This window comes from Streptomyces sp. P9-2 (genome assembly GCF_051903975.1).
Classification (GTDB): Bacteria; Actinomycetota; Actinomycetes; order Streptomycetales; family Streptomycetaceae; genus Streptomyces; species Streptomyces cellulosae.
Genome location: NZ_CP192633.1, coordinates 3,662,417 through 3,686,944, shown reverse-complemented (window position 1 = coordinate 3,686,944; position 24,528 = coordinate 3,662,417). Strand labels below are relative to the sequence as shown.

Sequence of the window (24,528 nt, the reverse complement as noted above, 5' to 3'; positions counted from 1 at the left end):
ACTTTCATGAGGAAAGGGCGAATTCGCCCCGACGCGATGGGGGGCGCCGTGTCCGAAGAACCGGGCGGTGAGCGGGTGGTCGCGGGACGCTACCGGCTGCTGTCGCCGCTGGGCGAGGGCGGCATGGGCACCGTGTGGCGGGCCCGGGACGAGGTGCTGCACCGCGAGGTCGCGGTGAAGGAGGTCCGCGCCCCGGCGGGACTGCCGGCGTCCGACGTGGAGCGGATGTACGCGCGCCTGGAGCGGGAGGCGTGGGCGGCGGCCCGTATCGCCGACCGCGGCGTGGTGACGGTGTACGACGTGGCCACGGAGGACGGGCGTCCGTGGATCGTGATGGAGCTGGTGCGCGGTCTGTCGCTGGCGGAGGTGCTGGACGCGGAGGGCCCGTTGGCCCCGCAGCGGGCCGCGCGGATCGGCGCGGAGGTGCTGGGCGCGCTGCGCGCCGCCCACGCGGCCGGGGTGCTGCACCGGGACGTGAAGCCCGCCAACGTGCTGATCGCGAACGACGGCCGGGTGGTCCTCACCGACTTCGGGATCGCCATGGTCGAGGGCAGCTCGGCCCTGACGATGACCGGGGAGGTCGTCGGCTCGCCCGAATTCCTGGCGCCGGAACGGGCGTTGGGGCGTACCCCCGGTCCGGAGTCGGACCTGTGGTCGCTGGGCGTGCTGCTGTACGCGGCGGTCGAGGGGTACTCCCCGTTCCGGCAGGACACCCCGCTGTCCACGCTGCGGGCGATCGTGGACGAGGAGCTGCCGCCGCCGCGCCGGGCGGGCCCGCTCGCGCCGGTGATCGAGGGGCTGCTGCGCAAGGATCCGGTCGAACGCCTGCCCGCGGACCGGGCGTCGGAGGACCTGCGCGTGGTCGCCTCCGGGGGCGCACCGGGCGCGGATCCGGCGCGTACGGCCTCCTCGTACGCGCCCACGGTGGCCGCGCTCCCCACACCGCCGCCGACCGACCCGTACCAGCAGCCCGTGACCGCCCACCAGCCGTCCGGCGGAGCGCCCACAGCACCCACGGCGACGACGAACCCGTCCCCGCGCGGCCGGAGGGGCGCCGCGCTGTTGATCGCGGGGGTGGTGCTGCTGGCGCTCGCGCTGGCCGGGCTGACGTACGCGCTGCTGGACCGGGACGGCGGTGAGCCGGAGTCCGGGAACGGCGGGGCGAGCTCCCCGGCCACGACGGGCGACAAGGGCGCCGGAGGGACGGAGACGACGGAGGACGACCCGTCACCGTCTGCCTCCGCGACGGACGACGCGACCGGGGACGAGGGCGACGACGGCGGGCACGAGGAGGAGCCCCCCGCCCTCACGGTGTCGGTCGAGGTGACCGGGACGCGCACGGAGTACTCCGGAGCCTGCCCGCCCGTGCACGACGAGGCGCCCTCGTTCACGGCGACGTTCACGGTGAGCCGGCTGCCGGCCGAGGTGCGCTACCGCTGGGCGACCGAGGACGGCTCGGCGGCGGACCGGAGTTGGCGCACGCTGTCGTTCCCGGCGGACGGCGGCCGGACCAAGCAGGACACGGTGGTGGTGACGACGTACTCGGAGAGCGGGGAGCTGCACGGCCGGATCGGCGTGGAGGTGCGGGAGCCGGTGCGCGCGACGTCCGGGACGGTGCCGTTCTCGGTGGTGTGCGAGACGGAGACCCCGTCGGGCGGGGCCTCCGCTTCCGCTTCCGGTGCGGACGGGGACGGCTACTGAACCACGGGGGTCAGGCCACCGAGTTGAGCACCGGGAGGTAGCCGCCCGACTGTCCGGCGGCCTTCGGGTGGTACGAGTTGCCGATGTTCAGCCAGTCCACGCTGTGCAGCCAGGAGTCGCCGGAGCAGATCTCGTGGCCGGTGAACGTGGAGCGGACGTCGCCGAACGTGTAGCCGTACGCGCGGGCGCGGGCGGCGATGGCGCTGTTGAGGTGGTCGGAGGCGTCGTTGATGGCCTTCCGCTTGGTCTCGGAGAGGCCGATGCAGGTGGTGCCGAGCCGGTAGAAGCGGGGGTAGCCGAGCACCACGACACGGGCGTTGGGCGCGCGGTCCCGGATCGCCGTGTAGACGCCGTCGAGCCTGCCGGGCAGCGTCGAGTCGACGAAGGCCCGGGCGGTGGCGATGCGGGACAGGCAGGAGCTGTCGGACTGGAGCACACAGGTCGTCATGACGTCGGCGAACCCGGCGTCGTTGCCGCCGATGCTGATGGAGACGAGGGCGGTGCTCGCGGAGAGCGGGCCGAGCTGCCCGGAGAGAACATCACCCGTACGGGCGCCCGAGCAGGCCGTGAAGGAGAAGGACGAGGGTGAGTTCGCGGCCGCCCAGAGGTACGGGTGGGCCTTCGTGCTGCGCTTGCAGTCGCCGCTGGAGGAGATGTAGCTGCCGGCGCCGACACCCGAGGAGTAGGAGTCGCCCAGGGCCACGTACGGGCCGGGGGCCGCCTGTGCGGACGCTTGCGCCGCGGTCGCCCCGGTGAGGGCGGCGGTGACGGCGAGGACCAGAGTGGTGAGGAAGAGGGCAAGTCGGGAACGTCTCATGGAACCTCCCTTTAGCAGGATCTCTGCCTCAACCGTCGTACCAACTACGCGTGTTGAGCGGAAGTGTTCATGTCAAAAGTATTACCGTTGAGTACCGGACAAAATCCCGGACGGTGCGACTTTCCGGCACTTCACGCGGAGAAACCGGACACGGGGGCGACGCGACGCGTGCGGGCGCACCCGGCAAATCGGGTGCACGGGGGGCTCGCGTGACCGATCATGGGCGGCATGTCCGCGCACCCACACGACGCCCTGCCGATCCGGCTCAACGTCGACGACAACGACTCCCCGTCCGACGTCGTCGACGCGCTGTTCCTCGGCCGCTTCGCGACGGGCGAGCAGCCTTACTCGCACGCCGTCAACATCGAACGCGTCCGCTCCGGTGCGACGCTCCTGCCCGCGGACGCGCGGGTGCTGCGGCTCGCCAGGGACGACGACCGCAGCGCCACCCTGGCCGAGGGGGACGGCTGGACGCTGCTGATCTCGCGCTGGAGCCGGGGCGCCGACGTCACGGTGACCGCGACCAGCGCCGACCTGGCGAAGCGGATCCTGGACGAGGCCACCGACGGCGCGGCCGACGAGCCCGAACCGCAGCCGGAGAACGTCACCATGGGGTTCTGGTACGTCTCCCCGCGGCGCGGCCCGCACCGCACCACCCGGCAGATCACGGCCGGCACCTGGGAGGAGATCCGGCCCAACTACACCGCCCCGGTCGCGGACGCGATGGACCGTCTGATGAAGACCACCCCGGAGGACATCTCGGGGCGGCTGCTCCTGCTGCACGGTCCGCCGGGCACCGGCAAGACCTCCGCGCTGCGCACGCTCGCCCGGTCCTGGCGCGACTGGTGCCAGGTCGACTGCGTCCTCGACCCCGAGCGGCTCTTCTCCGACGTCGGCTATCTGATGGACATCGCGATCGGCGAGGAGGACGCGTCCGGCAAGAACCGCTGGCGGCTGCTGCTCCTGGAGGACTGCGACGAGCTGATCCGCGGCGAGGCCAAGCACACGGCGGGCCAGGCCCTTTCCCGGCTGCTGAACCTCACCGACGGCCTGCTCGGCCAGGGGCGCAACGTCCTGGTGGGCGTCACCACCAACGAGGACCTGGAGCGGCTGCACCCCGCCGTGGTCCGTCCGGGCCGCTGCCTGGCCCGGATCGAGGTGGGGCCGCTGACCCGTACGGAGGCGGTGAACTGGCTGGGCCGCGAGGAAGGCGTCGGACGCGAGGGCGCCACCCTCGCCGAGTTGTACGCCCTGCGCCGGGGCACCTCCCCCACCTCCCTGCCGGAGCCGCGCGGCGACGCGGACGCGGGCCTCTACCTCTAGGCGCCGGGAGGGCCGCATGCCGCTGCTGGTCGGGACCTCGGGATGGCAGTACAAGGACTGGCGCGGCGTGCTCTACCCGCCCGGTCTGCCGGTACGGCTGTGGCTGGAGGCGTACGCGGCCGCCTTCCCGACCGTCGAGGTGAACAACGCGTTCTACCGGCTCCCCTCCCGGGAGACCTTCGCGTCCTGGCGGGAGCGCACCCCGCCGGGCTTCGTCGTCGCGGTCAAGGCGAGCCGCTACCTGACGCACGTCAAGCGGCTGCGGGACCCCGAGGAGCCGGTGGAGCGCCTGATGAGCCGCGCCACCGCCCTCGGCGACCGCCTGGGCCCGGTCCTCCTCCAGCTCCCCCCGACCCTCCAGGCCGACCCGGCCCTCCTGGACGCGTGCCTGCGCTGCTTCCCGGAGTCCACCCGGGTGGCCGTCGAACCCCGCCACCCGTCCTGGTGGACCCCGGACGTCCGCGCGGTCCTGGAGTCCCACGGCGCGGCCCTCTGCTGGGCGGACGTCCTCTCCCGCCCGGTCACCCCCCTGTGGCGCACCACGGACTGGGGCTACATCCGCTTCCACCAGGGCAGAGCCCTGCCCTGGCCGAACTACGGCCGCCAGTCCCTCAAAACCTGGCTGCACCGCATCACCACGACGTGGCCCCGAGAAGCAGACGTCTACGCCTACTTCAACAACGACCCCAACGCAGCAGCGGTCCACAACGCCAGAACACTCAAGACGCTATGGGGTCAGCATCCTCAGAGGCGCGGGGAACTGCGCGTTCAGCCACGGCGAACCCGCAGGGACGACTGAACGCCAGCCCCCCCAGGGGGCGCGGGGAACTGCGCGATCAACCAAAACGAACCCACAGTGGACACTGAACGTCACTCGGAAACCGCCCGCAAAGCATCCCGCACCGCGTCCAACGCGACCTCCTCCCCCACCCCCAACCGCCGAGCCCGCTCGGCAAAGACCGCCGCCGCAGCGGCGACCTCCCTCTCCGCCGCCGACCCAGCGGCAGCGACCACCGTTCCGTTGCGCCCGCGCGTCTCGATCACCCCGTCCGCCTCCAGCGCCCGGTACGCCTTGGCGACCGTGTTCGCCGCGAGCCCCAGCGTCTCGGCCAGCCCCCGCACGGTCGGCAGCCGGTACCCCACCGGCAGCTCCCCCGACCGCGCCTGCTCGGCGATCTGCGCCCGCACCTGCTCGTACGGCGGCGTCGTTCCGTCCTCGATGTGGATCCGTACAGTCACGCCGCGATTCTCGCGCACCCCCGCCCCCCGGGCCGCATTCCCGCCCCCGGAAAATGGGAGGCACCCCGCGGCACCACCTCGTAGCGTGCCCTCACATGACAGTGACCGTCCGCGATCTGCGCCCCGACGCGCACGCCGACCTGGAAGGCTTCGCCCGCGTACGCCACGCGGCGCTGCCGTTCGTCCTGGTCACCCCCGAGTCCCTGGCCCACGACCTCACCCAGATGCACCGCGACGCCCACTACCGCCCGCTGGTGGCGGTGGACGACGACGGGGAGGTGACCGGCACGGCCCAGGTGCACCTGGCGCACGACAGCGCGGTGCCCGGCCAGGGCAACGTCAACATCTACGTGCACCCCCGGCACACGCGCCGGGGCGCGGGGACGCTGCTGCTGCGCGCCGCCGAGGAGCATCTGACCGCGCACGGGGCGACCCGGCTGCTCGCCTGGGTGCTGGACGAGCCCGGCAACCGCGCCTTCGCCGAACGGCACGGCTTCCGGGCGAGCCGCTCCGCGCACTTCCTCCGCCTGGACCTGGCGCACCGCGAGCTGCCCCCGCTTCAGGACCCGCCGCCCGGGGTGGAGCTGCGCCCGGGGTCCGCGTACGCCGGCGACCCGCGCCCGCTGTTCGAGCTGGACGCGGAGACCACGGCGGACGAACCGAGCGACGTGGACATCGAGTTCACCGACTACGAGGTGTGGCTCAGGGAGACCTGGCGGCACCCGCTGTTCGACGCGGAGCTGACCACGGTGGCCGTGGTCGACGGCCGGCCGGCGGCGTTCACGGCGGCCCGCACGGACGGCGCCACGCGGTACGCGACGGGCATGACCGGCACGGCCCGCGCCTTCCGCGGCCGGGGCCTGGCGAAGCTCGCGAAGAACGACTCCCTGCACCGGGCCCGCGCGGCCGGGTACACGGAGGCCTTCACGGGCAACGACACCGGGAACGAGCCGATGATCGCGATCAACAAGTGGTTCGGCTACGAGCTGTGCGGAACGGAGGTGCGGTATGTCCGCGAACTCGGCTGACGGGCCGGCGACGGTCGAGGTGGTCCTGGTCAAGGCGGGCCGCACGAAGATCAGTTACCCGGCGGAGCTGCTCGCCGACGACGGCACCCGGGTGAGCGTGCGCGCCCCGTGGGCGGGCGAGGGCGTACGGGACTTCGGCTTCGTGCGCTTCGAGCCCGGGGACGTCTTCACGGAGCACTACTGGCGGGACCGCTGGTACTCGGTGAAGGAGGTGCGCGCCTCCGGGGGCGCGCTCAAGGGCCACTACTGCGACATCACCCGCCCGGCCGAGCTGTCCGGGGGCCGTCTGGTCGTGGAGGACCTCGACCTGGACCTGTGGGTCTCCGCCGACGGCACGGACGTACGGCGGCTGGACGAGGACGAGTTCACGGAGAGCGGTCTGTCCGGCCGGGACCCGGACGCGGCGGCGGCCGCGATGGCCGCCCTCGACGAGCTGGACGCCCTGGCCCGCGGGGAGGGCCTGGGCACCCTGCTCGGCTGAGAGACACCCCTCAAGGCATGCCCTGGGTTCCCTCCCGCAGCGCCACCACCGCGTACCGCTCGTCGTCGACCTCCCGTCCCCACAGCTCCGGGTCGCCGGACAGCCGCTCCACGCGCACCTGGGCGGTGAGCGGGGCGAGAAGGGCGGTGAGCCGGTCCGCGGGTATGCCGGCCGGGCTCTCCGTGCCCCACACGCCCTCGACCAGCACCAGCCGTCCGCCCGGCCGCAGCAGGTCGCGCCAGCGCCGCAGCACCCGGTCCGGCTCGGGCAGCGTCCACAGCACGTGCCGGACGAGGACGGCGTCGTACCGCTCGCCGTCGACCGGCGGGCGGGCCGCGTCGCCGGTGAGGAACACCGCGTGCCGCCCGGCGAGCTTCTGCCGGGCCAGCTCCACCATGGCCGGGGACCGGTCCACGCCGGTGACCCGGTGGCCCTGCTCGGCGGCGAGGAGGGAGAGGCTGCCGGTGCCGCAGCCCAGGTCGAGCACGTCGCCGGGCCGTCCTGGCAGCCAGTCCTTCAGCCGCGCGGCCCAGGCGGCGCGCACCCGGGGATCGCGCAGGCCGTGGTCCGGCTCCTCGTCGAAGGTGGCCGCCCGCGCGTCCCAGTCGACACCGCCGGCGTCCGTCCCGTCTTCGTGGTGTGTGGTCATGGGCTCAGGGTGACACCTGCCACTGACAGTCGATTCGTGACCGGGGCCACAGACACGACGGGACGGATGAGGAACTCTCCCCCGAAAGGTTCACCGCCGTGGGAACGGGTGACCCGGTGGGCCTTCGAGGAGGCAGCCATGCGCCGCGTCACCGTGCAGAAGCCCTCGAGGAGGACGGACACCCGGCGGGTCCGTGAGGAGGCCGACGAGCGTCCCGCGGAGCGCCCCGAGATCCGCAAGGACGTCGCCCGCACCTGGTGGCCCGACGGCTGAACGCCCCCGCGCTCAGCCCAGCCGCTTGCGGTAGTGGATCCGGTCGTACGGGCCGGTCACCCGGCGCTCCACGGTCTCGTAGCCGAGCCGCGGGTAGATCTTCTGGTTCTCCCCCATCATGGCGTTCGTGAACAGCCGGATCTCGGGCAGTCCGAGCGCCCGCGCCCGGTCCTCCGCGAACTCCAGCAGCAGCCGTCCCAGCCCGGCGCCCTGCGCGTCGGGCAGGACGGCGACGGTGTCCAGGTACAGGTGGTCCGCGCGCGGCTCCAGCACGACGAGGCCGGCGACCCCTACGGTCCCGTTCCCGGCGTCGTCCGGGAGTTCCGCCACGAACACCCGGCCCTCGGCCACGTTCGCCGCGTGGTCCGCCTCCAGGGGCACCGGCACCACACCGATGCGGGCGATGTAGGGCCGGAAGGCCGCGTCGACCACCGCTCTCACGGCCGGTACGTCGGCGGCGACGGCCGGTCTGATCCGCGCGTTCGTCATGCGCGCACGCTCCCTACCTGATCCCAGTCCGAACGCTCCCTTAAAGCGACCATAAGGATCTCCCCGTACCGCCCTCACCGGGCGATTTCCGGGTTTCCGGGGGTTAGTTTCTGAGCCACCCCCACGGGATCCCCCCGGGGTCTCCCCCCTGAGATCCACTGTTCGTCGAGGAGTTGCTGCCCCATGTCCGCACGCCGCAAGGCCGCTGTCGCCGCCATGGCTCTCGGCCCGCTCGCCCTCACCGGTCTGTCCGCCGCCCCGGCGGCCGCCCACGGTTCGATGGGCGACCCGGTCAGCCGGGTCTTCCAGTGCTTCGGCGAGGGCCCGGAGAGCCCGAAGTCGGAGGCGTGCAAGGCGGCCGTCGCGGCCGGCGGCACCCAGGCGCTGTACGACTGGAACGGCGTCCGCATCGGTGACGCGGGCGGCCGCCACCAGGAGCTGATCCCGGACGGCAAGCTGTGCAGCGCCGGCAACGAGGCGTTCAAGGGGCTCGACCTGGCGCGTGCCGACTGGCCGGCGACGAGCGTGTCCGGCGGCGAGCACACCTTCAAGTACCGGGTGACGGCCCCGCACAAGGGCACCTTCACGGTGTACATCACCAAGCCCGGCTACGACCCGTCCCAGCCGCTGGCCTGGGACGACCTGGACCTGGCCGACCCGGTGGCGACCTCCACCGACCCGGCCGCGGTCGACGGCTTCTACACCTTCTCCGGCACGCTCCCGGAGCGCTCTGGTCAGCAGCTGCTGTACGCGATCTGGCAGCGGTCGGACAGCCCGGAGGCGTTCTACTCCTGCTCGGACGTCACCTTCGGCGGCGCCCAGGCGGGCGGCGGGACGAAGGACGACGGCGGCGGGACGGACAAGGGCGAGGACGCCGCCACCGACGACACCCCGAAGGAGGCGCCCGCCCCGGCCCCCTCCGCCACCGCCCCGTCCGAGCAGCAGATCGAGGCCGGCGCCGAGAAGTCGACGGTCGAGAACCACGGGCACGGTGACGACGACCCCGCCACCACGGCCGACCCGGTCGCGGCGGACACGGGCAACCAGGTGAAGGCGGCCGGCGGCACGCAGGACCTGGCGGAGACCGGCGGCGACGACAGCACGCCGTATCTGATGATCGGCGGCGCCGCGGCGCTGGCGCTCGGCTCGGCCGCGCTGTTCGCCTCCGCGCGGCGGCGCACGGCGACCGGACGCCACGGCCGCTGAACCGGCGGCGGGTCCCTGTGCGGCGGCTCAGGCCGGACAGGGACCCGCTGCTTCTCACTGTTCGGTGACACGTGTCAGCCGAACACCGAGGCGCAGGTGGTGCGTTTCGCGTGGTCCGGGTCGAGGGCGTTCGCCACCTCGTGGAAGGCGATCCGGTCGAGCAGCCCGATGGCCAGGTGCTCGGACAGGTCGACCGCGCAGAGGTCCTGGAGGACGACGTTGCGGACGTTCGGCCCGGTCAGGAAGGCGCTGCGGTACGGGGTGACGACCTGGTCGTACTTGGTGGCGATGACGGTGTGGCGGACGCCGGGGACGGTGTCGCCGCCCGCGTTGAGCTTGGTGAGGAAGGCGGAGCCGGCGATCTGGTCGGCGAGGGCGGGGGTCGCCTCGCTCAGCAGGTCCTCGGCGCCGGGGAAGTACGGCAGCAGCGCGGTGAGACCGCCGAGGGTGGTGCCGTGGTTGCTGGGGGCGATGCCGATCAGGGCGTTCACCTCGGCGGCTCCGCCGAGGAACTTGAGGTAGTAGCGGGGCATCATGCCGCCCTGGGAGTGGCCGACGATGTCGACCTTCGCGGCGCCGGTCGCGGCGCGCACCCGGTCGACGTAGGCGTCGAGCTGCTCGGCGGACTTGTCGACGGGACCGAGGCCGTGGAAGAACGGGACGCCGGGGAGCTGGCCGTAGTCCAGGGAGAAGACGCAGTAGCCGCGGTTCTTCAAGTAGGGCGCGAGGCCCAGCCAGTTGTCGACGGAATTGCCGAAGGTGCCGTGGACCAGGACGACGGGGCGGGGGTGGGCGGCGGAGGGCTTGCAGGCGAAGTCGTTCCAGCCGGAGCTGGGTCCGGCGGCGGCCTGCGCGCCCGAGGCGGCGGGGACGGTGACGGCGACCGCGGCCAGCAGGAACGCGGCCAGCGGTCTGATCACCCGCTTCCAGGGCAGCATCGTGTGATCTCCTTGCGGCTCAAGGGGAAGGGTGGGGTCCTACGCCCTGTGATCCGGATCACGGGATGCTGTTCACTCATCAAGTTACGGGCGAGTAGGGAAGCCCGGAAGTTATGGGTCGGTAAAAACTTCCGCGACCCCCCAGCGCCCGTCCGCCGCGACCTGATAACGCGTCACCAAAGCTGACGAATCGCCGCGCTCCTCAGGCCGCCAGCGACCCCGGCATCAGCGCCTGCGGGCCGAACTTCGCGCGTACGCGGTCCGCGACCTCCTCGATGCGGCGGACCTTTTCGTCCACCGGGTCGAAGGTGAGCTGGTGGGCGGCCTGTTCGGCCGGGTCCAGGCCCTCCGCGCGGAGAGCGACCGCGCGGACCCGGGCGCGTTGCAGGCCGAGCGCCTCGTAGAGGGCGTACGCCGTCCTGGTGAGCGCGGGCGAGTGCGCGGTCGGTTCGGGGAGCGTGCGGGTGCGGGTGGTGGCGGACCGGTCGGCGTAGCGGACGGTGAGGGTGAGGCCGCGGCAGACCTTGTCCAGGGCGCGCAGCCGGGCGCCCAGTTCCTCGGCGGCCGAGAGCAGGGCGCGCCGGTGCCGGCCGGGGTCCAGTTCGTCGCGGGTGAAAGGGCGTTCGGCGGCCAGGGAGCGCGAGACGCCGTTGGGGACGACCCGGCCCCGGTCGACGCCGCCCGCCTTCTCGTGCAGCTCGCGTCCGGCGCGGGCGCCCACCAGGCGCTGGAGCGTGGAGAGCGGGGCGGCGGCGACCCGGCCGAGGGTGTCCAGACCGTACTCGCACAGGGTGCGGGCGGTCCTGGCGCCGACGCCGGGCAGCGCGACGACCGGCTGTCCGGCGAGGAACTCCCGCACCTCGTCCTCGGCGACCGCGCGGGTCCGCCCCGGCCGGGCCTCCCGCAGTGCCATCCGGGCCGTCATCGGTCCGGGCCCGGCGCCGATCACGCAGTCGACGCCGTGCAGGGCGAGGGCGCGCACCCGGATCACCGAGGCCAGTTCCAGCGCGGTGCGCCCGAAGTACCGTTCGGCGCCGCGCAGATCGGCCAGCGCCCCGTCCGGCGGCAGGGCCTGTACGACGGGTGTGAACTCCTCCAGCAGGCCGAGCAGCCCCGGCAGGGCCGCCTCGTACATCGGCGGCAGCTGGAAACGTACGCAGAGAATGGTCATCCCGCACTCCCCGGACTCTGGTGCCACAACTTCCTTCCCACCGCGGGCCCTTCGCCCGCGGGGCGCAGATCGGCCCAGGGGTGCATCTCGTACCCCGTGGGCATGCGGATCGTCCGCTCCTCCATCGGATCCCGGGCCGCCGAGCCGGCCGGCGCGGGCAGCCCGTCCGAACCGGCCAGCCGCCTGCGGGCCGGCGCGTCGCCGTCGTCGGCGGCCCCGGAGCCGTCGCCGGCCGGGGCGGCGAGCCGCGCGGCGACCCCCTCCAGACCCTCCTCCCGGCGGACCTCCAGCAGGTCCGCGAGGTTCCAGGCGGCGGAGCCGACCACGCTGAAGCTGCGCGGCCCTCGCCGCTGCACCACCCCGCGCACCAGCAGCAGCCAGGAGTGGAAGACGGTGTGGGCGCAGGTGTCGTGCGAGTCGTCGAAGAAGGCGAGGTCGACCAGGCCCGTGCCGTCGTCCAGGGTGGAGAAGATGACCCGCCGCCCGGAGCGGATGGGCGGGGTCTGGGTGGCCGCCTTGGCGCCCGCGACCAGCACCGTCTCCCCGTGCCGCACCTCGCGCAGCCGCCGCGCGGAGACCACGCCCAGCTCCTTGAGGAAGGTGCCGTGGTCGTCCATCAGGTGGCGGGAGGCGTCCATGGACAGCACGCCGAGTTCGGCGCTGAGCTTCTCCGGCTCGGTGAGGTCGGGCAGCCCGGCGGAGGCTGTCCGCCGGCCGCCGGACAGCGGGAGCTGGTCGCCGCGTCCGCCGCGGGCGCCGCGGTGCAGCTCGGTCAGGTGCAGTTGCAGGTCACGGCGGTTGGCGCCGAACGCGTCGAGCGCGCCGACCTGGGCGAGCCGCCCGGCGAGCGGGCGGCTGGGCCGGGCCCGCTCCCAGAAGTCGAGCAGCGAGGCGTACGGCTGGCCCTCGGCGATCCGCTCCGCCTCGGCCTCGCTGATGCCGTGCACGTCGGACAGCGCCAGGCGCAGGCCCCAGACCGGCTTCCCGTCCTTCGAGGCACCCTTCGACGCCCCCTTCACATCCCCTGAATCAGACACCAGTTCGATCCTGTGTGCGACCCCCGACTTGTTCACGTCCAACGGCAGCACCGGCACCCCCCGCCGCCGCGCGTCCGCCAGCAGCAGCCGCTTCGGGTACATCCCGGGGTCATGGGTGAGCAGCCCGGCGTAGAAGGCGGCCGGATGGTGCGCCTTCAGCCACGCCGACTGGTACGTCGGCACGGCGAAGGCGACCGCGTGCGCCTTGCAGAAGCCGTAGGAGCCGAAGGCCTCGACGATCTCCCAGGTCCGCTGAATCGTTTCCTCGTCGTAGCCGCGGGCCGCCGCGTGCTGGGCGAACCACACCTTGATCCGTCCCTGCGACTCCGGGTCGGACAGCCCGCGCCGCACCCGGTCCGCCTCGCCGCGCCCGCAGCCGGTCATCACCGCGACGATGTCGATGACCTGCTCGTGGAAGACCACGACGCCGTACGTCCCCTTCAGCGCCTCCTCCAGGTCCGGGTGCGGGTAGCGCACCGGCGCCCGCCCGTGCCGGGCCTCGATGAACGGCCGCACCATGTCGGCGGCGACCGGTCCCGGCCGGAACAGCGAGATGTCCACGACCAGGTCGTGGAAGGTCGACGGCTGGAGCCGCCCCACCAGGTCCCGCTGGCCCGGGGACTCGATCTGGAAGCAGCCGAGCGTCTCGGTCGACCGGATCAGCGCGTACGTCGCCGGATCGCCCTCCGGCACCGCGTCCAGGTCGATCCGCTCCCCCGTCGCCCGCTCCACCTCGCCGACCGCGTGCGCCATCGCCGACTGCATCCGCACACCCAGCACGTCCAGCTTGAGCAGCCCCAGGTCCTCCACGTCGTCCTTGTCGAACTGCGCCATCGGGAAGCCCTCCCCGCTGGTCGGCATGACCGGCGTGCGGGAGAGCAGGGAGGCGTCGGACAGCAGCACCCCGCAGGGATGCATGGCGACACCGCGCGGCAGCGCGTCGAGGGCCTCGACCAGCTCCCAGAGCCTGCCGTACTTCTCCTTCTCCCCCGCGAGCTGCCGCAGTTCGGGCAGCTCCTCGAGCGCCGCGCGGGCGTCGCGGGCGCGGATGTGCGGGAAGGACTTGGCGACCCGGTCGATCTCGGCCGGGTCCATGGACAGCGCGGCGCCCACGTCCCGGATGGCGTGGCGCACCCGGTAGGTCTCCGGCATGGCGACCGTGGCGACCCGCTCGGCGCCGAACCGGCCGATGATCGCGCGGTAGACCTCGAGCCGGCGGGCGGACTCCACGTCGATGTCGATGTCCGGCAGCACCACCCGCTCCTTGGACAGGAAGCGCTCCATCAGCAGCCCGTGCTCGACCGGGTCGGCGTGCGCGATGCCCAGCAGATGGTTGACCAGGGAGCCCGCGCCGGAGCCCCGCGCGGCGACCCGGATACCCATGTCCCGCACGTCGTCGACCACCTGGGCGACGGTGAGGAAGTAGGAGGCGAAGCCGTGGTGGGCGATGATGTCCAGCTCGTGGTGCATCCGCTCCCAGTACTCCCGGCGGCGGTCGTAGCCGCGCAGCACCATGCCCGCCGCCGCGCGGGAGGCCAGCGCCCGCTGGGCGGTGCGCCGGCCGGCGCCGACGAGGTGCGGCTCGGGGAAGTGGACGCTGCCCATGCCGAGGTCGTCCTCGGGGTCGACCAGGCACTCGGCGGCCGTGGCCTGCGTCTGGTCGAGCAGCCGCAGGGCGGTGTCGCGGCGGAAGCCGGCGGCCTCCACGATCCGCTCGGCCGTCTCCAGCATGGCGCCCTGGTCCTTCAGCCAGGCCTCGCCGGAGTCCAGCCCTTTGGCCGGGTCGACCGGGACCAGCCGCCGGGCCGCGTCCAGGACGTCGGCGACCGGGCCGAGGCCGGGGTCGGCGTACCGGACGGCGTTGCTGAGCACGGGCCGCACCCGCTGCTCGGCGGCGAAGCCCAGGGTGCGGGCGGCCAGCCGCAGCGAGCCGGGGCCGGTGCCCTTGCGGCCGTGCCAGACGGTCTCCAGGCGCAGCGCGTCGCCGTAGACCTCGCGCCAGGGGGCGAGCAGCCGGGCGGCGCGGTCGGGGCGTCCCGCGGCGAGGGCGCGGCCGACGTCGGAGTCGGGGCCGAGCAGGACGGTCAGCCCGTCGGCGTGGTTGTCCTCCCAGGCGAGCCGGGGCAGGCCGTCGGCGGTGTGGGCGGCGGAGACCAGCCGGCACAGGCCGGCCCAGCCACGGGCGCCGTCCCGGGCGAGGAAGGTCACGCGCGGTGTCGACTCGTCGATGAAGGCGCCGCCGCGCACCGGGGTGCGGCGCCGGTCCCGCCGTACGGAGCTGTCACCGGGGGCGGAGGCCGGGGGCGTCACCGCGAGCTCCGCGCCGAACAGCGGGCGGACGCCGGCCTTGGCGCAGGCCTTGGCGAAGCGGACGGACCCGGCGAGGGTGTCGCGGTCGGTGAGCGCGAGGGCGTCCATCCCCCGCTCGGAGGCGCGCTCGGCCAGCCGTTCCGGGTGGGAGGCGCCGTAGCGCAGGGAGAACCCGGAGACGGTGTGCAGATGCGTGAAACCCGGCACACGCACCTCCCGCACTCGTGAGTCCCGACCGTCTATCGAACAACTGTTCCCAGTCACCTCACCCCCACCATAGACCAATTTTCGAATGAGTGTGCGACATCCGTTCGGCCCTGTCCCACCTGCGCAAACACCCGCTGCCCCGGAGCGTGGGGACATGACACAGAGCACCGGCCACGGGGTCCGCCCGCGCTCGTTCCCCGGCGAGGTGCGCGACGCCGTGACCCCGCGGGCCACGCTGCTGGTGCTCGGCGTGATCGCGCTGATGCTGCTGTTCATCACCTCGTACGTGGGCGCCCTGCACCACCCGACGCTGCGGGACGCGTCCGTCGGGGTCGTCGCGCCCCCGTCCGTGGCGAAGGAGACGGTGACCCGGCTGAAGGAACTGCCCGGCTCGCCCCTGGACCCGCGCGCGGTGACGGACGAGGCGGCCGCCCGCCGGCAGATCGAGGAGCGGGCCATCGACGGGGCCCTGGTGGTCGACCCCGGGGGGACGACCGACACCCTGCTGGTCGCCACCGGCGGCGGCACCGCGCTGGCCACCGCCCTGGAGCGGCTCTTCACCGAGGTGGAGCGGGACGAGCGGCGCACCCTGCGGGTCGAGGACGTCGCCCCGGCCTCCGCCCAGGACGCCAACGGGCTGTCGTCGTTCTACGTGGTGGTCGGCTGGTGCGTGGGCGGCTATCTGTGCGCGTCGATCCTGGCGATCAGCGCGGGCGCCCGCGCGTCCACCCCGCGCAGGGCGGCGATCCGGCTCGGCGCCATGGCCGTGGTCGCGGTCCTCGGCGGACTCGGCGGCGCACTGATCGTCGGCCCCGCCCTGGACGCGCTGCCGGGCGGGTTCGCGGGGCTGTGGGGGCTGGGCGCGCTGATCATCTTCGCGGTGGGCGCCGCCACCCTCGCACTGCAGGCCGTTTTCGGGGTCCTCGGGATCGGCGTGGCGATCCTGCTCGTGGTGATCCTGGGCAACCCGAGCGCGGGCGGGCCCCTGCCGGCGCCGCTGCTGCCGCCGTTCTGGGCGGCGGTCGGACCGGCGCTGCCGCCGGGCGCGGGCACCTGGGCGGCCCGCTCGATCGTGTACTTCCGGGGCAACGACGTGACCGGCCCGCTGCTGGTGCTGTCCGCCTGGGCCGTGGCGGGGACCGTCGTCACCGTGCTGATGTCGGCGCTGCGCCGGCGCCCGGAACCGGAGCGTGCCGCATAGCGCCCGGCGCACGCGGACGTCCCGCCCCTCCGCGCGGGAGGGACGGGACGCCGTGGAGCCGGAGCGGGCCGCTCAGCCGATCTGCGTACCGGTGGCCGACAGGGCCTCGGTGACGGGCTGGAAGAAGGTCGTGCCGCCCGAGGTGCAGTCGCCGCTGCCGCCGGAGGTCAGACCGACCGCCTTGTCGCCCGAGAAGAGCGAGCCGCCGCTGTCGCCGGGCTCGGCGCAGACGTCGGTCTGGATCAGACCGTTGACGATGTCGCCGTTGCCGTAGTTCACGGTGGCGTCCAGACCGGTGACCGTGCCGGAGTGGACCTGGGTGGTGGAGCCGCTGCGGGTCACCTGCATGCCCACGGTCGCCTCTGCGGCGCCGGAGATGGACTGCGAGGAGCCGTCGTACAGGTTCACCTCGCTCGGGTGCGCCACGTCGGCCGTGTACGTGACCAGGCCGTAGTCGTCGCCCGGGAAGCTGGAGTCGGCGTTCTCACCGATGACGTTGCCCGAGGAGTCCGACCAGGTCGAGATGCCCTCCGTGCAGTGGCCCGCGGTGAGGAAGTGCGGCTCGCCGCCCTTGGTCACGTTGAAGCCCAGCGAGCAGCGCCCGCCGTTGCCGGTGATGGCGTCGCCGCCCGCGATGAAGGGCTTGAACTCGCCCTTGGTGCGCTGGAGCTCCACCGTGGTGCCGAGACCCTCGGCGACCTCGGTCAGCTTGGCCCACTCGGCCTTGGTGACCGTGCGGTCCGCCGTGACGACGACCTTGTTGGAGACCGGGTCGCTCACCCAGGACGTGCCCGGGATGGTGGCGTCCTGCTGGAGCGTGGTGCGGGCGCTCTTCAGCTCGGCGAGCGAGTTCGCCACGACTCTGGCCTTCGCGCCGGCCGACTCGACGGCCTCGGCCGCGGTCTCGTCGAGCACGTTCACCACGAGGCTCTTGCTCTTCGCGTCGTAGTACGTTCCCGCCGCGTCGGCGCCCAGGTCCTGGAGCAGCGTCGAGGCGAGGTTTCCGGCCGCCTGGACCGAGAGGGTGCGGGGCGCGGCGCCGGCCGGGACCTCGCTGGCGTTCGCAGTCTGGAAGGTGACCGCGCCCGCGGCCAGTGCGGCGATGCCCGCACCCGCCATGACGGCACGGCGCCTGGATATGCGTCGGTGCTTCAACTCACGTCCTCCTGTGGGGGGACGGCCCGGAGGGGTTGTGGGGACTCCGCCGGACCGGAAGGCGTACGGCCACGGGGGTGGAACACAGCAAAAGCCACGCCCGCGCCGGTTGAACGCCGCCTACTCTTCCGAACGTCACAGGGAGCACACAAGGTCGACTTCAGGACGCGCGTACGACAAGCGCCGTGCGCCCCCTATGTCCTGACAGTTCATGGAGACGCGGGACGGTTCATACTGCAAACGTCACACGGGGGTTACCGGGGGCACGTACCGCCTGTTCGGTCGGTGGCTGAAAATCACCTCTCTGCGGCGAGATTCGTCCGGCGCGGCGGCGAGCGGCGGTTGCGATCGCACCGGCCGCGAAGCCCGGCCCGGATCGCCGGAGCCCCGGCAAGGAACAGGGACGAGCCCCCGCACGCGGGTCGCGTGCGGGGGCTCGTGAGGGGCTGTCGGCTCCTCGGGAGCCGTACAGAACCGGCCGGGCCGGCGGGGCGTCCTAGTAGACGCTGACCCCGTAGGCGCTCAGGGCCTCGGTCACCGGCTGGAAGAAGGTCGTGCCGCCGGAGGTGCAGTTGCCGCTGCCGCCGGAGGTCAGACCGTACGCGGTGCCGTTGCTGCCGTAGAGCGCGCCGCCGGAGTCGCCGGGCTCGGCGCAGACCGTGGTCTGGATGAGGCCCGAGACGATGTCTCCGCCGCCGTAGTTGACGGTCGCGTTGAGCGCGGTCACCCGGCCGCTGTGCGTGCCCGTGGTGGAGCCGTCACGGATGACGGTGGTGCCCACGCTCGGGGTGGCCGCACGGGTGATGTCCACGCCGTTCGCGGTGCCGGGCCGGCTGACGGAGCCCGTGTACCGGACGATGCCGTAGTCGTTGCCCGGGAAGCTGGATCCGGCCGTCGTGCCGATGGCCGTGGTGCGGGCGGAGTTGGAGTACCAGGTGCCCGCGCCGTCGGTGCAGTGACCGGCGGTCAGGAAGTAGTCCACGCCGCTGCTGCTGCGGACGTTGAAGCCGAGGGAGCAGCGCCAGCTGCTCGCGTAGATGGCGTCACCGCCCTGGATGAGCTTGGTGATCTTGCCCGGGGTGCGCTTGACGGTGATCGCCTCGGCGTTCTCCCCGGCCTGCTGCTTGATCTTGTTGATCTCGGCCTGGGAGACGGTGCTGTCGACGGTCACGACGACCCGGTTGGTCTTGCTGTCGACGGCCCAGGCGGTGCCGGGGACGTCGGCCTTCAGCACGGAGCTGCTCGCGCTCTTGAGCGCGGAGGCGCTGAAGGCGGTGGGGGTGTCGGCCGCGTTCGCGCTGGGGATCGCGATCGCGGCGGCGGCCACGAGGCCGGTGGAGACGGCGATCAGCCGAGTCCGTCTCGAGATGCCGCTCTGGGGGGTGGTGCGCTTGATCCTCACGTTTCGTTCCTCCACAAAGGAAGTTGGGGGCCCTCGTGGGGTTGTGGGCCCGGTGAGGCGCAGTCAGCGGACGGCGGACCGGATTCCGGACCCGTCGTGCCCCTGACAAGCGCTGCGGCGAGTATTCGGCCGACCGACCGTTCGGCGCAAGGGTGCCTTTTGGCCTGGGGATTAGGGACGACTAGTCGACTTACTCCCCTCCCGCCCCGGCGTTACCGGTCGTCACACCAGGGTGCCGACCGGTCGAACGATGATCGGGATGTCCGAATCTCGCCCCCTGGGGACCTATGAAGGGAACCGCGGGCGCCTCTGTCGCGTCCGAGGCCGCCTCAGCAGTCGCAGCCGCAGTCGCACCCGCTGCAACAGCAGTCCTCCCCGCAACAGTTGCAGCAGTCGCAGCACTCGCAGCAGTCACAGTCGCAGTTGTGGAGGCAGCCTTCCTTGCGCTCGCGCGTCCACGGGTCCTCGTAGGTGCCGCAGCAGAGCTGACAGGTACAGGCGAGTCCCAGCCACACCGCGCAGCCCGCCAGCAGCCCGCGCCGGTCCCGGCGCGGTGGTTCGGGCGGCGTGGGACCGCCCGGCGCACCGGGAGCACCCGGAGGGGCGTACGGATGCGAACCGTGGGCACAGGAGGGCGTACCGAAGGCGCGCCGTACGGAGGTGGGGAGTTCATGGACGAGAAGCCGGTGGGCGAGACCGCCGTCCGTGAACTCGGCCTCGCGCAGCGCCAGCCGGATGCCGTGCACGGCGTCGTCGGCGAGCCGGCGGGCCTCGTCGAGGGAAGTGCCCGTGGCGGTGAGCGGGTTCCAGGCGCCGGAGGCGGCGTCGGCCTCCCGGTCCTCCACCGCGTCCAGCAGATGCGCGAGCCGCCCGAAGAGACGCCCGGCCTCGGCGAGCGGCGCCGCGTTGTGCGGCCGTCCGGCGAGCACGGCGGTGTGCGCGAAGGCCGCCGCGGTCGCCGTCTCGGTCGGCTCGGTGACGGTCAGGATCGGGGTGCCGGGCCCGGCCAGCGACTCGATGCCGGTCTGCCGGTCCACCGCGTCGACCAGGACGGCCGTGTCGAAGCCGACGTCGGAGCCGGTCCGGGCGCCCGCCCTGTCCCAGCTCGCCGCCACCCGGCGCGCGGCGAGCGCCACCGGACGGCGGGCCAGCAGCCCGTCCCCGTCGGCGACATGGTCACGCACCTTCGCGGAGGCGAGGACGAGCGAGACGGCCGCGGCCAGCCGCGCGCCCTCACCCTGGGCGACGGACGCCGTGCGCATCCCGCGCAGCGGACAGGGTCCCGCGGTCCGGCGTCCAGCACCGCGGCCGCCCGGGTCCGCCTGAGCCTCCGTCAGAACGGAGATGAGCAGCCCGTCGTAGTTGGTGACGATGCGGGCGAGCTGCCCGTGGTCGCCGCGCAGGGCCAGGCAGAGCCCGCAGAGATGGGCCGTCCACTGGGCGGTGAGCTTCTCCCCCAGCCGGTGACGGCACGGCCTGACGATCCCGAACACGACATCCCCCCGTGCATGTGTACGACGTTCGGCTGCGGCATCGTACCGGTCGCGGCGTTCACCCGGATGCGCCCCCCTTCACCCGTACGCCGCGTAGAATCATATTTCACTCACAGTCAGCAGCCGTTTGTGTCAGGGCCCTTGGGAAACCAGGACTCTCGACGGATTCGCTGTGCACCAGTACCGTCACAAACCCCCCGCGCGGCGTCTATCCACTTGGCGCACCCTCCGCATCATGGACGACCATAGGGATGCGGAAAGCACGAAAGACCGCTGTGAGAGGAGGCGTCCATGGGATCGGTACGCAAGGCGAGTGCCTGGCTTGGCCTCGTCGACGACAACGAAGACGAGCGTTACTACGACGACGACTACTCCGACGGGACCGAGCCCGGCGAGGCCTGGGTCACCGACCCGCGGGTCAAGGTGGCCGCGGACGCCGCCGAGGAGCGGGGCCGCCGGATCGGCACGGTCACCCCGGACAGCTTCCGGGACGCCCGCGCCATCGGTGAGCTGTTCCGCGAGGGCGTGCCGGTCATCATGAACCTCACGGCCATGGACGCCGCCGACGCCAAGCGCGTCGTCGACTTCGCGGCGGGCCTGATCTTCGGTCTGCGCGGCTCCATCGAGCGGGTGTCCAACCGCGTGTTCCTGCTCAGCCCCGCCGACACCGAGGTGGTCAGCGGCGAGCCGGCCGCGCACCGCGCCGACGGTTTCTTCAACCAGAGCTGAGGCGGGGCCGCCGAGCCGGCCCCGCCCCCCCGGCACGTCGGGCCTATCGGAACGCGTCGATTCCGGTGAGCGCCTTGCCCAGCACGAGCTGGTGCATCTCCACGGTGCCCTCGTAGGTGAGCACCGACTCCAGGTTCGTCGCGTGCCGCATCACCGGGTACTCCAGCGAGATCCCGTTCGCCCCGAGGATGGTCCGGGCCGTCCGGCAGATCTCGATCGCCTCGCGCACGTTGTTGAGTTTGCCGAAGCTGACCTGCTCGGGACGCAGGCGGCCGGCGTCCATCCGCCGCCCCAGATGGTGGGCGAGCAGGATTCCCTTGTGCAGTTCCACCGCCATGTCGGCGAGTTTGGCCTGGGTGAGCTGGAAGCCGCCGATGGGGCGCCCGAACTGCTCCCGTGACGTGGCGTAGTCGACCGCCGCCTCGAAACAGCTCCGCGCGGCGCCCATCGAGCCCCACACGATCCCGTACCGGGCGTGCGACAGACAGCTCAGCGGGCCCTTCAGCCCGGTCACCTCCGTCAGCACCGCGTCGGCGGGCAGCCGTACGTCGTCCATGACCAGTTCGCTGGTGACGGAGGCGCGCAGGGACCACTTGTGCTTGATCTCCGGCGCCGAGAAGCCGGGCGCGTCGGTGGGGACGGCGAAGCCGCGGATGCCGTCGTCGGTCTGCGCCCAGACGACCGCGACCCCGGCGACGGAGCCGTTGGTGATCCACATCTTGCGGCCGTTGAGCACCCAGTCGGAGCCGTCGCGCTTGGCGTACGTGCGCATCGAGCCGGGGTCGGAGCCGTGGTCGGGCTCGGTGAGCCCGAAGCAGCCGATGACCTCGCCGGCCGCCATCCGGGGCAGCCACTCCTGCTTCTGCTCCTCGCTGCCGAAGCGGTGGATCGCGTACATGGCGAGGGAGCCCTGCACGGACACCAGGGAGCGGATGCCGGAGTCGGCCGCCTCCAGCTCCAGACAGGCCAGCCCGTACTGCACCGCGCTCGCGCCCGCGCAGCCGTAGCCCTCCAGGGACATCCCGAGCGCGCCGATCCCGCCGAGCTCCCGGGCCAGCTCCCGGATGCCGGGCAGCTCGCCCTTCTCGTACCAGTCCGCGACGTACGGCAGCACACGGTCCGCCGCCCAGCCGCGCACCGTGTCCCGGACCGCCAGGTCCTCCGGCTCCAGCAGGTCGTCGAGGCCGAGGGGGTCGGCGGGGTCGAACGCGGGCGGCTTCGCGGACGCGGCCATGGGTGCACCCTCCGGGGGCTGGTCATCCGATATCTCGACTAGCACTGCTAGTCAGGCACGGCCCGACGTTACGACGAGGTCCCCCCGCCGTCCACCCCGGCGCTCCTCTCCGAGGTCAGGCACACGGGGCCCTGCGGCACCGCCGGCGAACGCCGCCCCGGCGACACCCCGCACCCCACCGCCCCGCACTCCGGGACGGCTCCGGGCACCACCGTCGTGCGGCATCGCGGGCGACCGCCGCCCGGACGGCACGCCGACCGCCGCCCCTGCCCCCGGGCTGCCTCGGACACCGCACCAACGCCGGCCTCCTCCGGCCCTTCCGCGGGCCCGTCCTGGCGGAAGACCTCGCGACTGCCGGCAACGCCGGCGAACGCCGTCTCGGGGACACCCACCCCACCGCCCCGCACGCCGGGACGGCTCCGGGCACCACCGTCACGCGGCATCACGGGCGACCGCCGCCCGGGCGGCACGCCGACCGCCGCCCCTGCCCCCGGGCTGCTGCAGCATCACCGGCCTTCGGGCCCGTCGCCGCGGAAAGACCCCGGGAGCTGCCGAGAGCCTGCGGGAGAGCCGCGGGGGGGGGCGGGGGGCGGCGCCGACGGGCCTCGGGGCACCGCCCGGGACCGCGTCGGCCCGGCGGGTCAGACCTTCACGCCCGACCCGTGTGACTCCCGCTGCGCGGGCATCCGCAGGGGGGTGGTGCCGCGGGCGGGGGCGGGGGACGTCTCGAGGGTGTGTCCGGAGGCGGGGCCCGGGTCGGCCGGGGCCGGGGACGGGGCGGAGGCGTCCGAAGGGGGCCCCGAGGGAATCTCCTCCTCCGGGTCGCAGTGCATCAGGCGCGGCAGGCGCAGGGCCATCGCCGCGCCCGCGAGGAGCAGGCCCGCGCTGACCAGGAGGGTCACGTGCAGGCCATGGACGAAGGAGTGGCGGGCGGCCGTCCGCAGCGCCTCACCCGCCGGGCCGCCGAGGCGGGCCGCGACCTCGTACGCCTCGCCCAGCGAGTGCGCCGCCGCGGCGGACGCCGAGGCCGGCACCCCCGGGACCTGGGAGAGGCCGGGCGCGTAGGCCGCGTTCATCACGCTGCCGAGCAGCGCGATGCCGATGCCCGCGCCGAGTTGGTAGGACGTCTCGCCGATGGCCGCCGCCCCTCCGGCCTGGTCCTGCGGGGCCTCGCTGAGCATCGACTCGTACGCGCCGAACAGGGTGGTCTCCAGGCCGAAGCCGAGCAGCACGAACCCGCCGAGCAGCAGCGGGGCGTTGTCCTCGCCGCCCATGGCGGTCAGCAGCACCACCGCCCCGGCCGTGAGGCAGAAGCCGAGGGAGACCATGCGGCGCGGCCCGAACCGGCGCAGCATCCGCGCGCCCGCCAGGCCCGCGGCCATCGCCGCGAAGGTGAGCGGCACCAGCCGCAGCCCGGTCTCCAGCGGGGACAGTCCCAGCACCAGCTGGAGGTACTGCGCGGCGATCAGCTCGAGGCCCACCAGGGCGAGCATGGCCAGCACGATGCAGCCGACCGAGGTGCTGAACGCGGGCCGGGAGAACATCCGCAGGTCGAGCAGCGGGTGCTCGCGCCGCCGCTGCCGGCGGACGAACAGCACCAGCAGGACGACGCCCGCGGCCAGCGGCACCAGCGTGGCCGCGCCGAGCTCACCCGCGCCGAGCCGCTTCACGCCGAGGACCACCGCGAACAGCCCGGCGGCGGCCGTGAGCGCGCCGACCACGTCCCAGGGGCCCTTCCCGTCGCCCTTCGACTCGGGCAGCAGGATCCGCCCGACGGGGAGGCTGACCAGCATCAGCGGGATGTTGACCAGGAAGACCGAGCCCCACCAGAAGTGCTCCAGCAGGAAGCCGCCGAGCAGCGGTCCGACCGCGGCGCCGACGGCGGCTACGGCGCTCCAGACGCCGATGGCGAGCGCCCGCTCGCGGCGGTCGGGGAAGACCTGGCGCAGGATCGACAGCGTGGCCGGCATGATCATCGCGCCGCCGACGCCGAGCAGCGCCCGCGCCACGATCAGCAGGTGCGCGTCGTGCGCGAAGGCCGCCATGGCCGAGGCCACGCCGAACAGGGTGTAGCCGAGGAGGAGGACGCGTCTGCGGCCGACCCGGTCGCCCAGGGTGCCGAACAGGATCAGCAGCGAGGCGCAGACCAGCGGATAGGCGTCGACGATCCAGAGCAGTTCCACCGCGCCGGGCTTGAGGTCCTCGGTGACGGCGGGGACGGCCACGTGCAGCACGGTGGCGTCGACGGCGACCAGCAGCAGGCTGACGCAGAGGACGACGAGCACCACCCACCGGTTGGCACCGGCCCCGGCCGCCCGACGGCGCAGCGCAGCGGCGGCCGTGGTCGTCCCGGACATGTACGTACCTCCCAGAAGTTCCCTCGCGGGTGCCGCGGGCTCAGGGGGTGGGGGACTCCCCCGTGCCTCGGCCGGAGAGGAGCGGTCG

General features: G+C 73.3%; 21 protein-coding genes. 9 read left to right on the top strand and 12 right to left on the bottom strand.

What is annotated here, in order from left to right:
- Window positions 1-36 precede the first annotated feature (36 nt).
- Window positions 37-1,701 (top strand): serine/threonine-protein kinase, encoded by a 1,665-nt coding sequence (locus ACQY0Z_RS16850; protein WP_347225975.1) that lies wholly within the window; start codon window positions 37-39, stop codon window positions 1,699-1,701.
- Window positions 1,702-1,711: 10 nt separating this feature from the next.
- Here ACQY0Z_RS16850 and ACQY0Z_RS16845 read toward each other — a convergent pair whose 3' ends face one another.
- Window positions 1,712-2,518, bottom strand: a complete 807-nt coding sequence (locus ACQY0Z_RS16845; protein WP_439812473.1) for an SGNH/GDSL hydrolase family protein — start codon at window positions 2,516-2,518, stop codon at window positions 1,712-1,714.
- Window positions 2,519-2,746: 228 nt separating this feature from the next.
- Here ACQY0Z_RS16845 and ACQY0Z_RS16840 point away from each other — a divergent pair, with 228 nt between their 5' ends.
- On the top strand, window positions 2,747-3,841 hold the full coding sequence (locus tag ACQY0Z_RS16840; protein WP_189902507.1) for a DUF5925 domain-containing protein: 1,095 nt from the start codon (window positions 2,747-2,749) through the stop codon (window positions 3,839-3,841).
- Between the two features lie 16 nt (window positions 3,842-3,857).
- Window positions 3,858-4,640: a DUF72 domain-containing protein gene (locus tag ACQY0Z_RS16835; RefSeq protein WP_254587871.1), complete on the top strand. Its 783-nt coding sequence runs from the start codon at window positions 3,858-3,860 to the stop codon at window positions 4,638-4,640.
- Between the two features lie 71 nt (window positions 4,641-4,711).
- On the opposite strand, the gene ACQY0Z_RS16830 is transcribed toward ACQY0Z_RS16835, so the two are convergent.
- Window positions 4,712-5,080, bottom strand: coding sequence for a GntR family transcriptional regulator (locus ACQY0Z_RS16830; protein ID WP_189902503.1), 369 nt, complete (start codon window positions 5,078-5,080; stop codon window positions 4,712-4,714).
- A 95-nt stretch (window positions 5,081-5,175) separates the two neighbouring features.
- Between ACQY0Z_RS16830 and ACQY0Z_RS16825 the strand changes: the two genes are divergently transcribed.
- Together ACQY0Z_RS16825 and ACQY0Z_RS16820 are read left to right on the top strand one after the other, a co-directional pair.
- Window positions 5,176-6,108 carry a GNAT family N-acetyltransferase gene (locus ACQY0Z_RS16825; RefSeq protein ID WP_254587872.1) on the top strand — a complete coding sequence of 311 codons (933 nt, stop codon included), beginning with the start codon at window positions 5,176-5,178 and terminating at the stop codon, window positions 6,106-6,108.
- On the top strand, window positions 6,089-6,589 hold the full coding sequence (locus ACQY0Z_RS16820; RefSeq protein WP_189902499.1) for a DUF402 domain-containing protein: 501 nt from the start codon (window positions 6,089-6,091) through the stop codon (window positions 6,587-6,589). Before ACQY0Z_RS16825 ends, ACQY0Z_RS16820 begins: the two co-directional genes overlap by 20 nt.
- 10 nt (window positions 6,590-6,599) lie before the next feature.
- Here ACQY0Z_RS16820 and ACQY0Z_RS16815 read toward each other — a convergent pair whose 3' ends face one another.
- The gene (locus ACQY0Z_RS16815) at window positions 6,600-7,238 is read right to left on the bottom strand and encodes a class I SAM-dependent methyltransferase (protein WP_254587873.1); all 639 of its coding nucleotides are present in this window, start codon (window positions 7,236-7,238) and stop codon (window positions 6,600-6,602) included.
- A 138-nt stretch (window positions 7,239-7,376) separates the two neighbouring features.
- Here ACQY0Z_RS16815 and ACQY0Z_RS16810 point away from each other — a divergent pair, with 138 nt between their 5' ends.
- Window positions 7,377-7,511: a hypothetical protein gene (locus tag ACQY0Z_RS16810; protein WP_266395962.1), complete on the top strand. Its 135-nt coding sequence runs from the start codon at window positions 7,377-7,379 to the stop codon at window positions 7,509-7,511.
- Window positions 7,512-7,523: 12 nt separating this feature from the next.
- Here ACQY0Z_RS16810 and ACQY0Z_RS16805 read toward each other — a convergent pair whose 3' ends face one another.
- Complete coding sequence (locus tag ACQY0Z_RS16805) at window positions 7,524-8,000, bottom strand: GNAT family N-acetyltransferase (protein ID WP_189902495.1); 477 nt, start codon at window positions 7,998-8,000, stop codon at window positions 7,524-7,526.
- Between the two features lie 183 nt (window positions 8,001-8,183).
- Between ACQY0Z_RS16805 and ACQY0Z_RS16800 the strand changes: the two genes are divergently transcribed.
- Window positions 8,184-9,206, top strand: a complete 1,023-nt coding sequence (locus tag ACQY0Z_RS16800; protein ID WP_189902493.1) for a lytic polysaccharide monooxygenase auxiliary activity family 9 protein — start codon at window positions 8,184-8,186, stop codon at window positions 9,204-9,206.
- 74 nt (window positions 9,207-9,280) lie between these two features.
- Here the strand turns inward: ACQY0Z_RS16800 and ACQY0Z_RS16795 are convergent, their stop codons facing one another.
- The 3 genes from ACQY0Z_RS16795 to ACQY0Z_RS16785 all read right to left on the bottom strand — a co-directional run bounded on the left by ACQY0Z_RS16795 (window position 9,281) and on the right by ACQY0Z_RS16785 (window position 14,869).
- A complete protein-coding gene (locus ACQY0Z_RS16795; RefSeq protein WP_189902492.1) occupies window positions 9,281-10,144 on the bottom strand; it encodes an alpha/beta fold hydrolase in 864 nt (287 codons plus the stop codon).
- 202 nt (window positions 10,145-10,346) lie between these two features.
- Window positions 10,347-11,315, bottom strand: coding sequence for a DNA polymerase Y family protein (locus ACQY0Z_RS16790; protein WP_189902490.1), 969 nt, complete (start codon window positions 11,313-11,315; stop codon window positions 10,347-10,349).
- Entirely contained in the window at window positions 11,312-14,869 is a 3,558-nt protein-coding gene (locus tag ACQY0Z_RS16785; RefSeq protein WP_439812472.1) for a DNA polymerase III subunit alpha, read from the bottom strand. Before ACQY0Z_RS16785 ends, ACQY0Z_RS16790 begins: the two co-directional genes overlap by 4 nt.
- Window positions 14,870-15,023: 154 nt before the next feature.
- On the opposite strand from ACQY0Z_RS16785, the gene ACQY0Z_RS16780 reads away from it, so the two are divergent.
- Window positions 15,024-16,070, top strand: a complete 1,047-nt coding sequence (locus ACQY0Z_RS16780) for a DUF3533 domain-containing protein (RefSeq protein WP_189902486.1) — start codon at window positions 15,024-15,026, stop codon at window positions 16,068-16,070.
- Between the two features lie 72 nt (window positions 16,071-16,142).
- Here the strand turns inward: ACQY0Z_RS16780 and ACQY0Z_RS16775 are convergent, their stop codons facing one another.
- From ACQY0Z_RS16775 to ACQY0Z_RS16765, 3 genes are all read right to left on the bottom strand, one after another.
- Window positions 16,143-17,225 carry a S1 family peptidase gene (locus tag ACQY0Z_RS16775; RefSeq protein WP_439812471.1) on the bottom strand — a complete coding sequence of 361 codons (1,083 nt, stop codon included), beginning with the start codon at window positions 17,223-17,225 and terminating at the stop codon, window positions 16,143-16,145.
- Between the two features lie 496 nt (window positions 17,226-17,721).
- On the bottom strand, window positions 17,722-18,627 hold the full coding sequence (locus tag ACQY0Z_RS16770) for a S1 family peptidase (protein WP_189902484.1): 906 nt from the start codon (window positions 18,625-18,627) through the stop codon (window positions 17,722-17,724).
- 329 nt (window positions 18,628-18,956) lie between these two features.
- Entirely contained in the window at window positions 18,957-20,120 is a 1,164-nt protein-coding gene (locus ACQY0Z_RS16765) for a DUF5685 family protein (protein ID WP_189902483.1), read from the bottom strand.
- A gap of 291 nt (window positions 20,121-20,411) precedes the next feature.
- Here ACQY0Z_RS16765 and ACQY0Z_RS16760 point away from each other — a divergent pair, with 291 nt between their 5' ends.
- On the top strand, window positions 20,412-20,849 hold the full coding sequence (locus ACQY0Z_RS16760) for a cell division protein SepF (RefSeq protein WP_019522796.1): 438 nt from the start codon (window positions 20,412-20,414) through the stop codon (window positions 20,847-20,849).
- A 43-nt stretch (window positions 20,850-20,892) separates the two neighbouring features.
- Here ACQY0Z_RS16760 and ACQY0Z_RS16755 read toward each other — a convergent pair whose 3' ends face one another.
- Together ACQY0Z_RS16755 and ACQY0Z_RS16750 are read right to left on the bottom strand one after the other, a co-directional pair.
- Window positions 20,893-22,083 (bottom strand): acyl-CoA dehydrogenase family protein, encoded by a 1,191-nt coding sequence (locus ACQY0Z_RS16755; protein WP_381728799.1) that lies wholly within the window; start codon window positions 22,081-22,083, stop codon window positions 20,893-20,895.
- A 641-nt stretch (window positions 22,084-22,724) separates the two neighbouring features.
- A complete protein-coding gene (locus ACQY0Z_RS16750; protein ID WP_347225968.1) occupies window positions 22,725-24,440 on the bottom strand; it encodes an MFS transporter in 1,716 nt (571 codons plus the stop codon).
- Window positions 24,441-24,528 lie beyond the last annotated feature (88 nt).

Bases quoted from the DNA above. Each gene is read 5' to 3' on its own strand.
- ACQY0Z_RS16850 (WP_347225975.1), top strand. From the start codon at position 37: ATGGGGGGCGCCGTGTCCGAAGAACCGGGCGGTGAGCGGGTGGTCGCG.
- ACQY0Z_RS16845 (WP_439812473.1), bottom strand. From the start codon at position 2,518: ATGAGACGTTCCCGACTTGCCCTCTTCCTCACCACTCTGGTCCTCGCC.
- ACQY0Z_RS16840 (WP_189902507.1), top strand. From the start codon at position 2,747: ATGTCCGCGCACCCACACGACGCCCTGCCGATCCGGCTCAACGTCGAC.
- ACQY0Z_RS16835 (WP_254587871.1), top strand. From the start codon at position 3,858: ATGCCGCTGCTGGTCGGGACCTCGGGATGGCAGTACAAGGACTGGCGC.
- ACQY0Z_RS16825 (WP_254587872.1), top strand. From the start codon at position 5,176: ATGACAGTGACCGTCCGCGATCTGCGCCCCGACGCGCACGCCGACCTG.
- ACQY0Z_RS16820 (WP_189902499.1), top strand. From the start codon at position 6,089: ATGTCCGCGAACTCGGCTGACGGGCCGGCGACGGTCGAGGTGGTCCTG.
- ACQY0Z_RS16815 (WP_254587873.1), bottom strand. From the start codon at position 7,238: ATGACCACACACCACGAAGACGGGACGGACGCCGGCGGTGTCGACTGG.
- ACQY0Z_RS16810 (WP_266395962.1), top strand. From the start codon at position 7,377: ATGCGCCGCGTCACCGTGCAGAAGCCCTCGAGGAGGACGGACACCCGG.
- ACQY0Z_RS16805 (WP_189902495.1), bottom strand. From the start codon at position 8,000: ATGACGAACGCGCGGATCAGACCGGCCGTCGCCGCCGACGTACCGGCC.
- ACQY0Z_RS16800 (WP_189902493.1), top strand. From the start codon at position 8,184: ATGTCCGCACGCCGCAAGGCCGCTGTCGCCGCCATGGCTCTCGGCCCG.
- ACQY0Z_RS16795 (WP_189902492.1), bottom strand. From the start codon at position 10,144: ATGCTGCCCTGGAAGCGGGTGATCAGACCGCTGGCCGCGTTCCTGCTG.
- ACQY0Z_RS16790 (WP_189902490.1), bottom strand. From the start codon at position 11,315: ATGACCATTCTCTGCGTACGTTTCCAGCTGCCGCCGATGTACGAGGCG.
- ACQY0Z_RS16780 (WP_189902486.1), top strand. From the start codon at position 15,024: ATGACACAGAGCACCGGCCACGGGGTCCGCCCGCGCTCGTTCCCCGGC.
- ACQY0Z_RS16760 (WP_019522796.1), top strand. From the start codon at position 20,412: ATGGGATCGGTACGCAAGGCGAGTGCCTGGCTTGGCCTCGTCGACGAC.
- ACQY0Z_RS16755 (WP_381728799.1), bottom strand. From the start codon at position 22,083: ATGGCCGCGTCCGCGAAGCCGCCCGCGTTCGACCCCGCCGACCCCCTC.
- ACQY0Z_RS16750 (WP_347225968.1), bottom strand. From the start codon at position 24,440: ATGTCCGGGACGACCACGGCCGCCGCTGCGCTGCGCCGTCGGGCGGCC.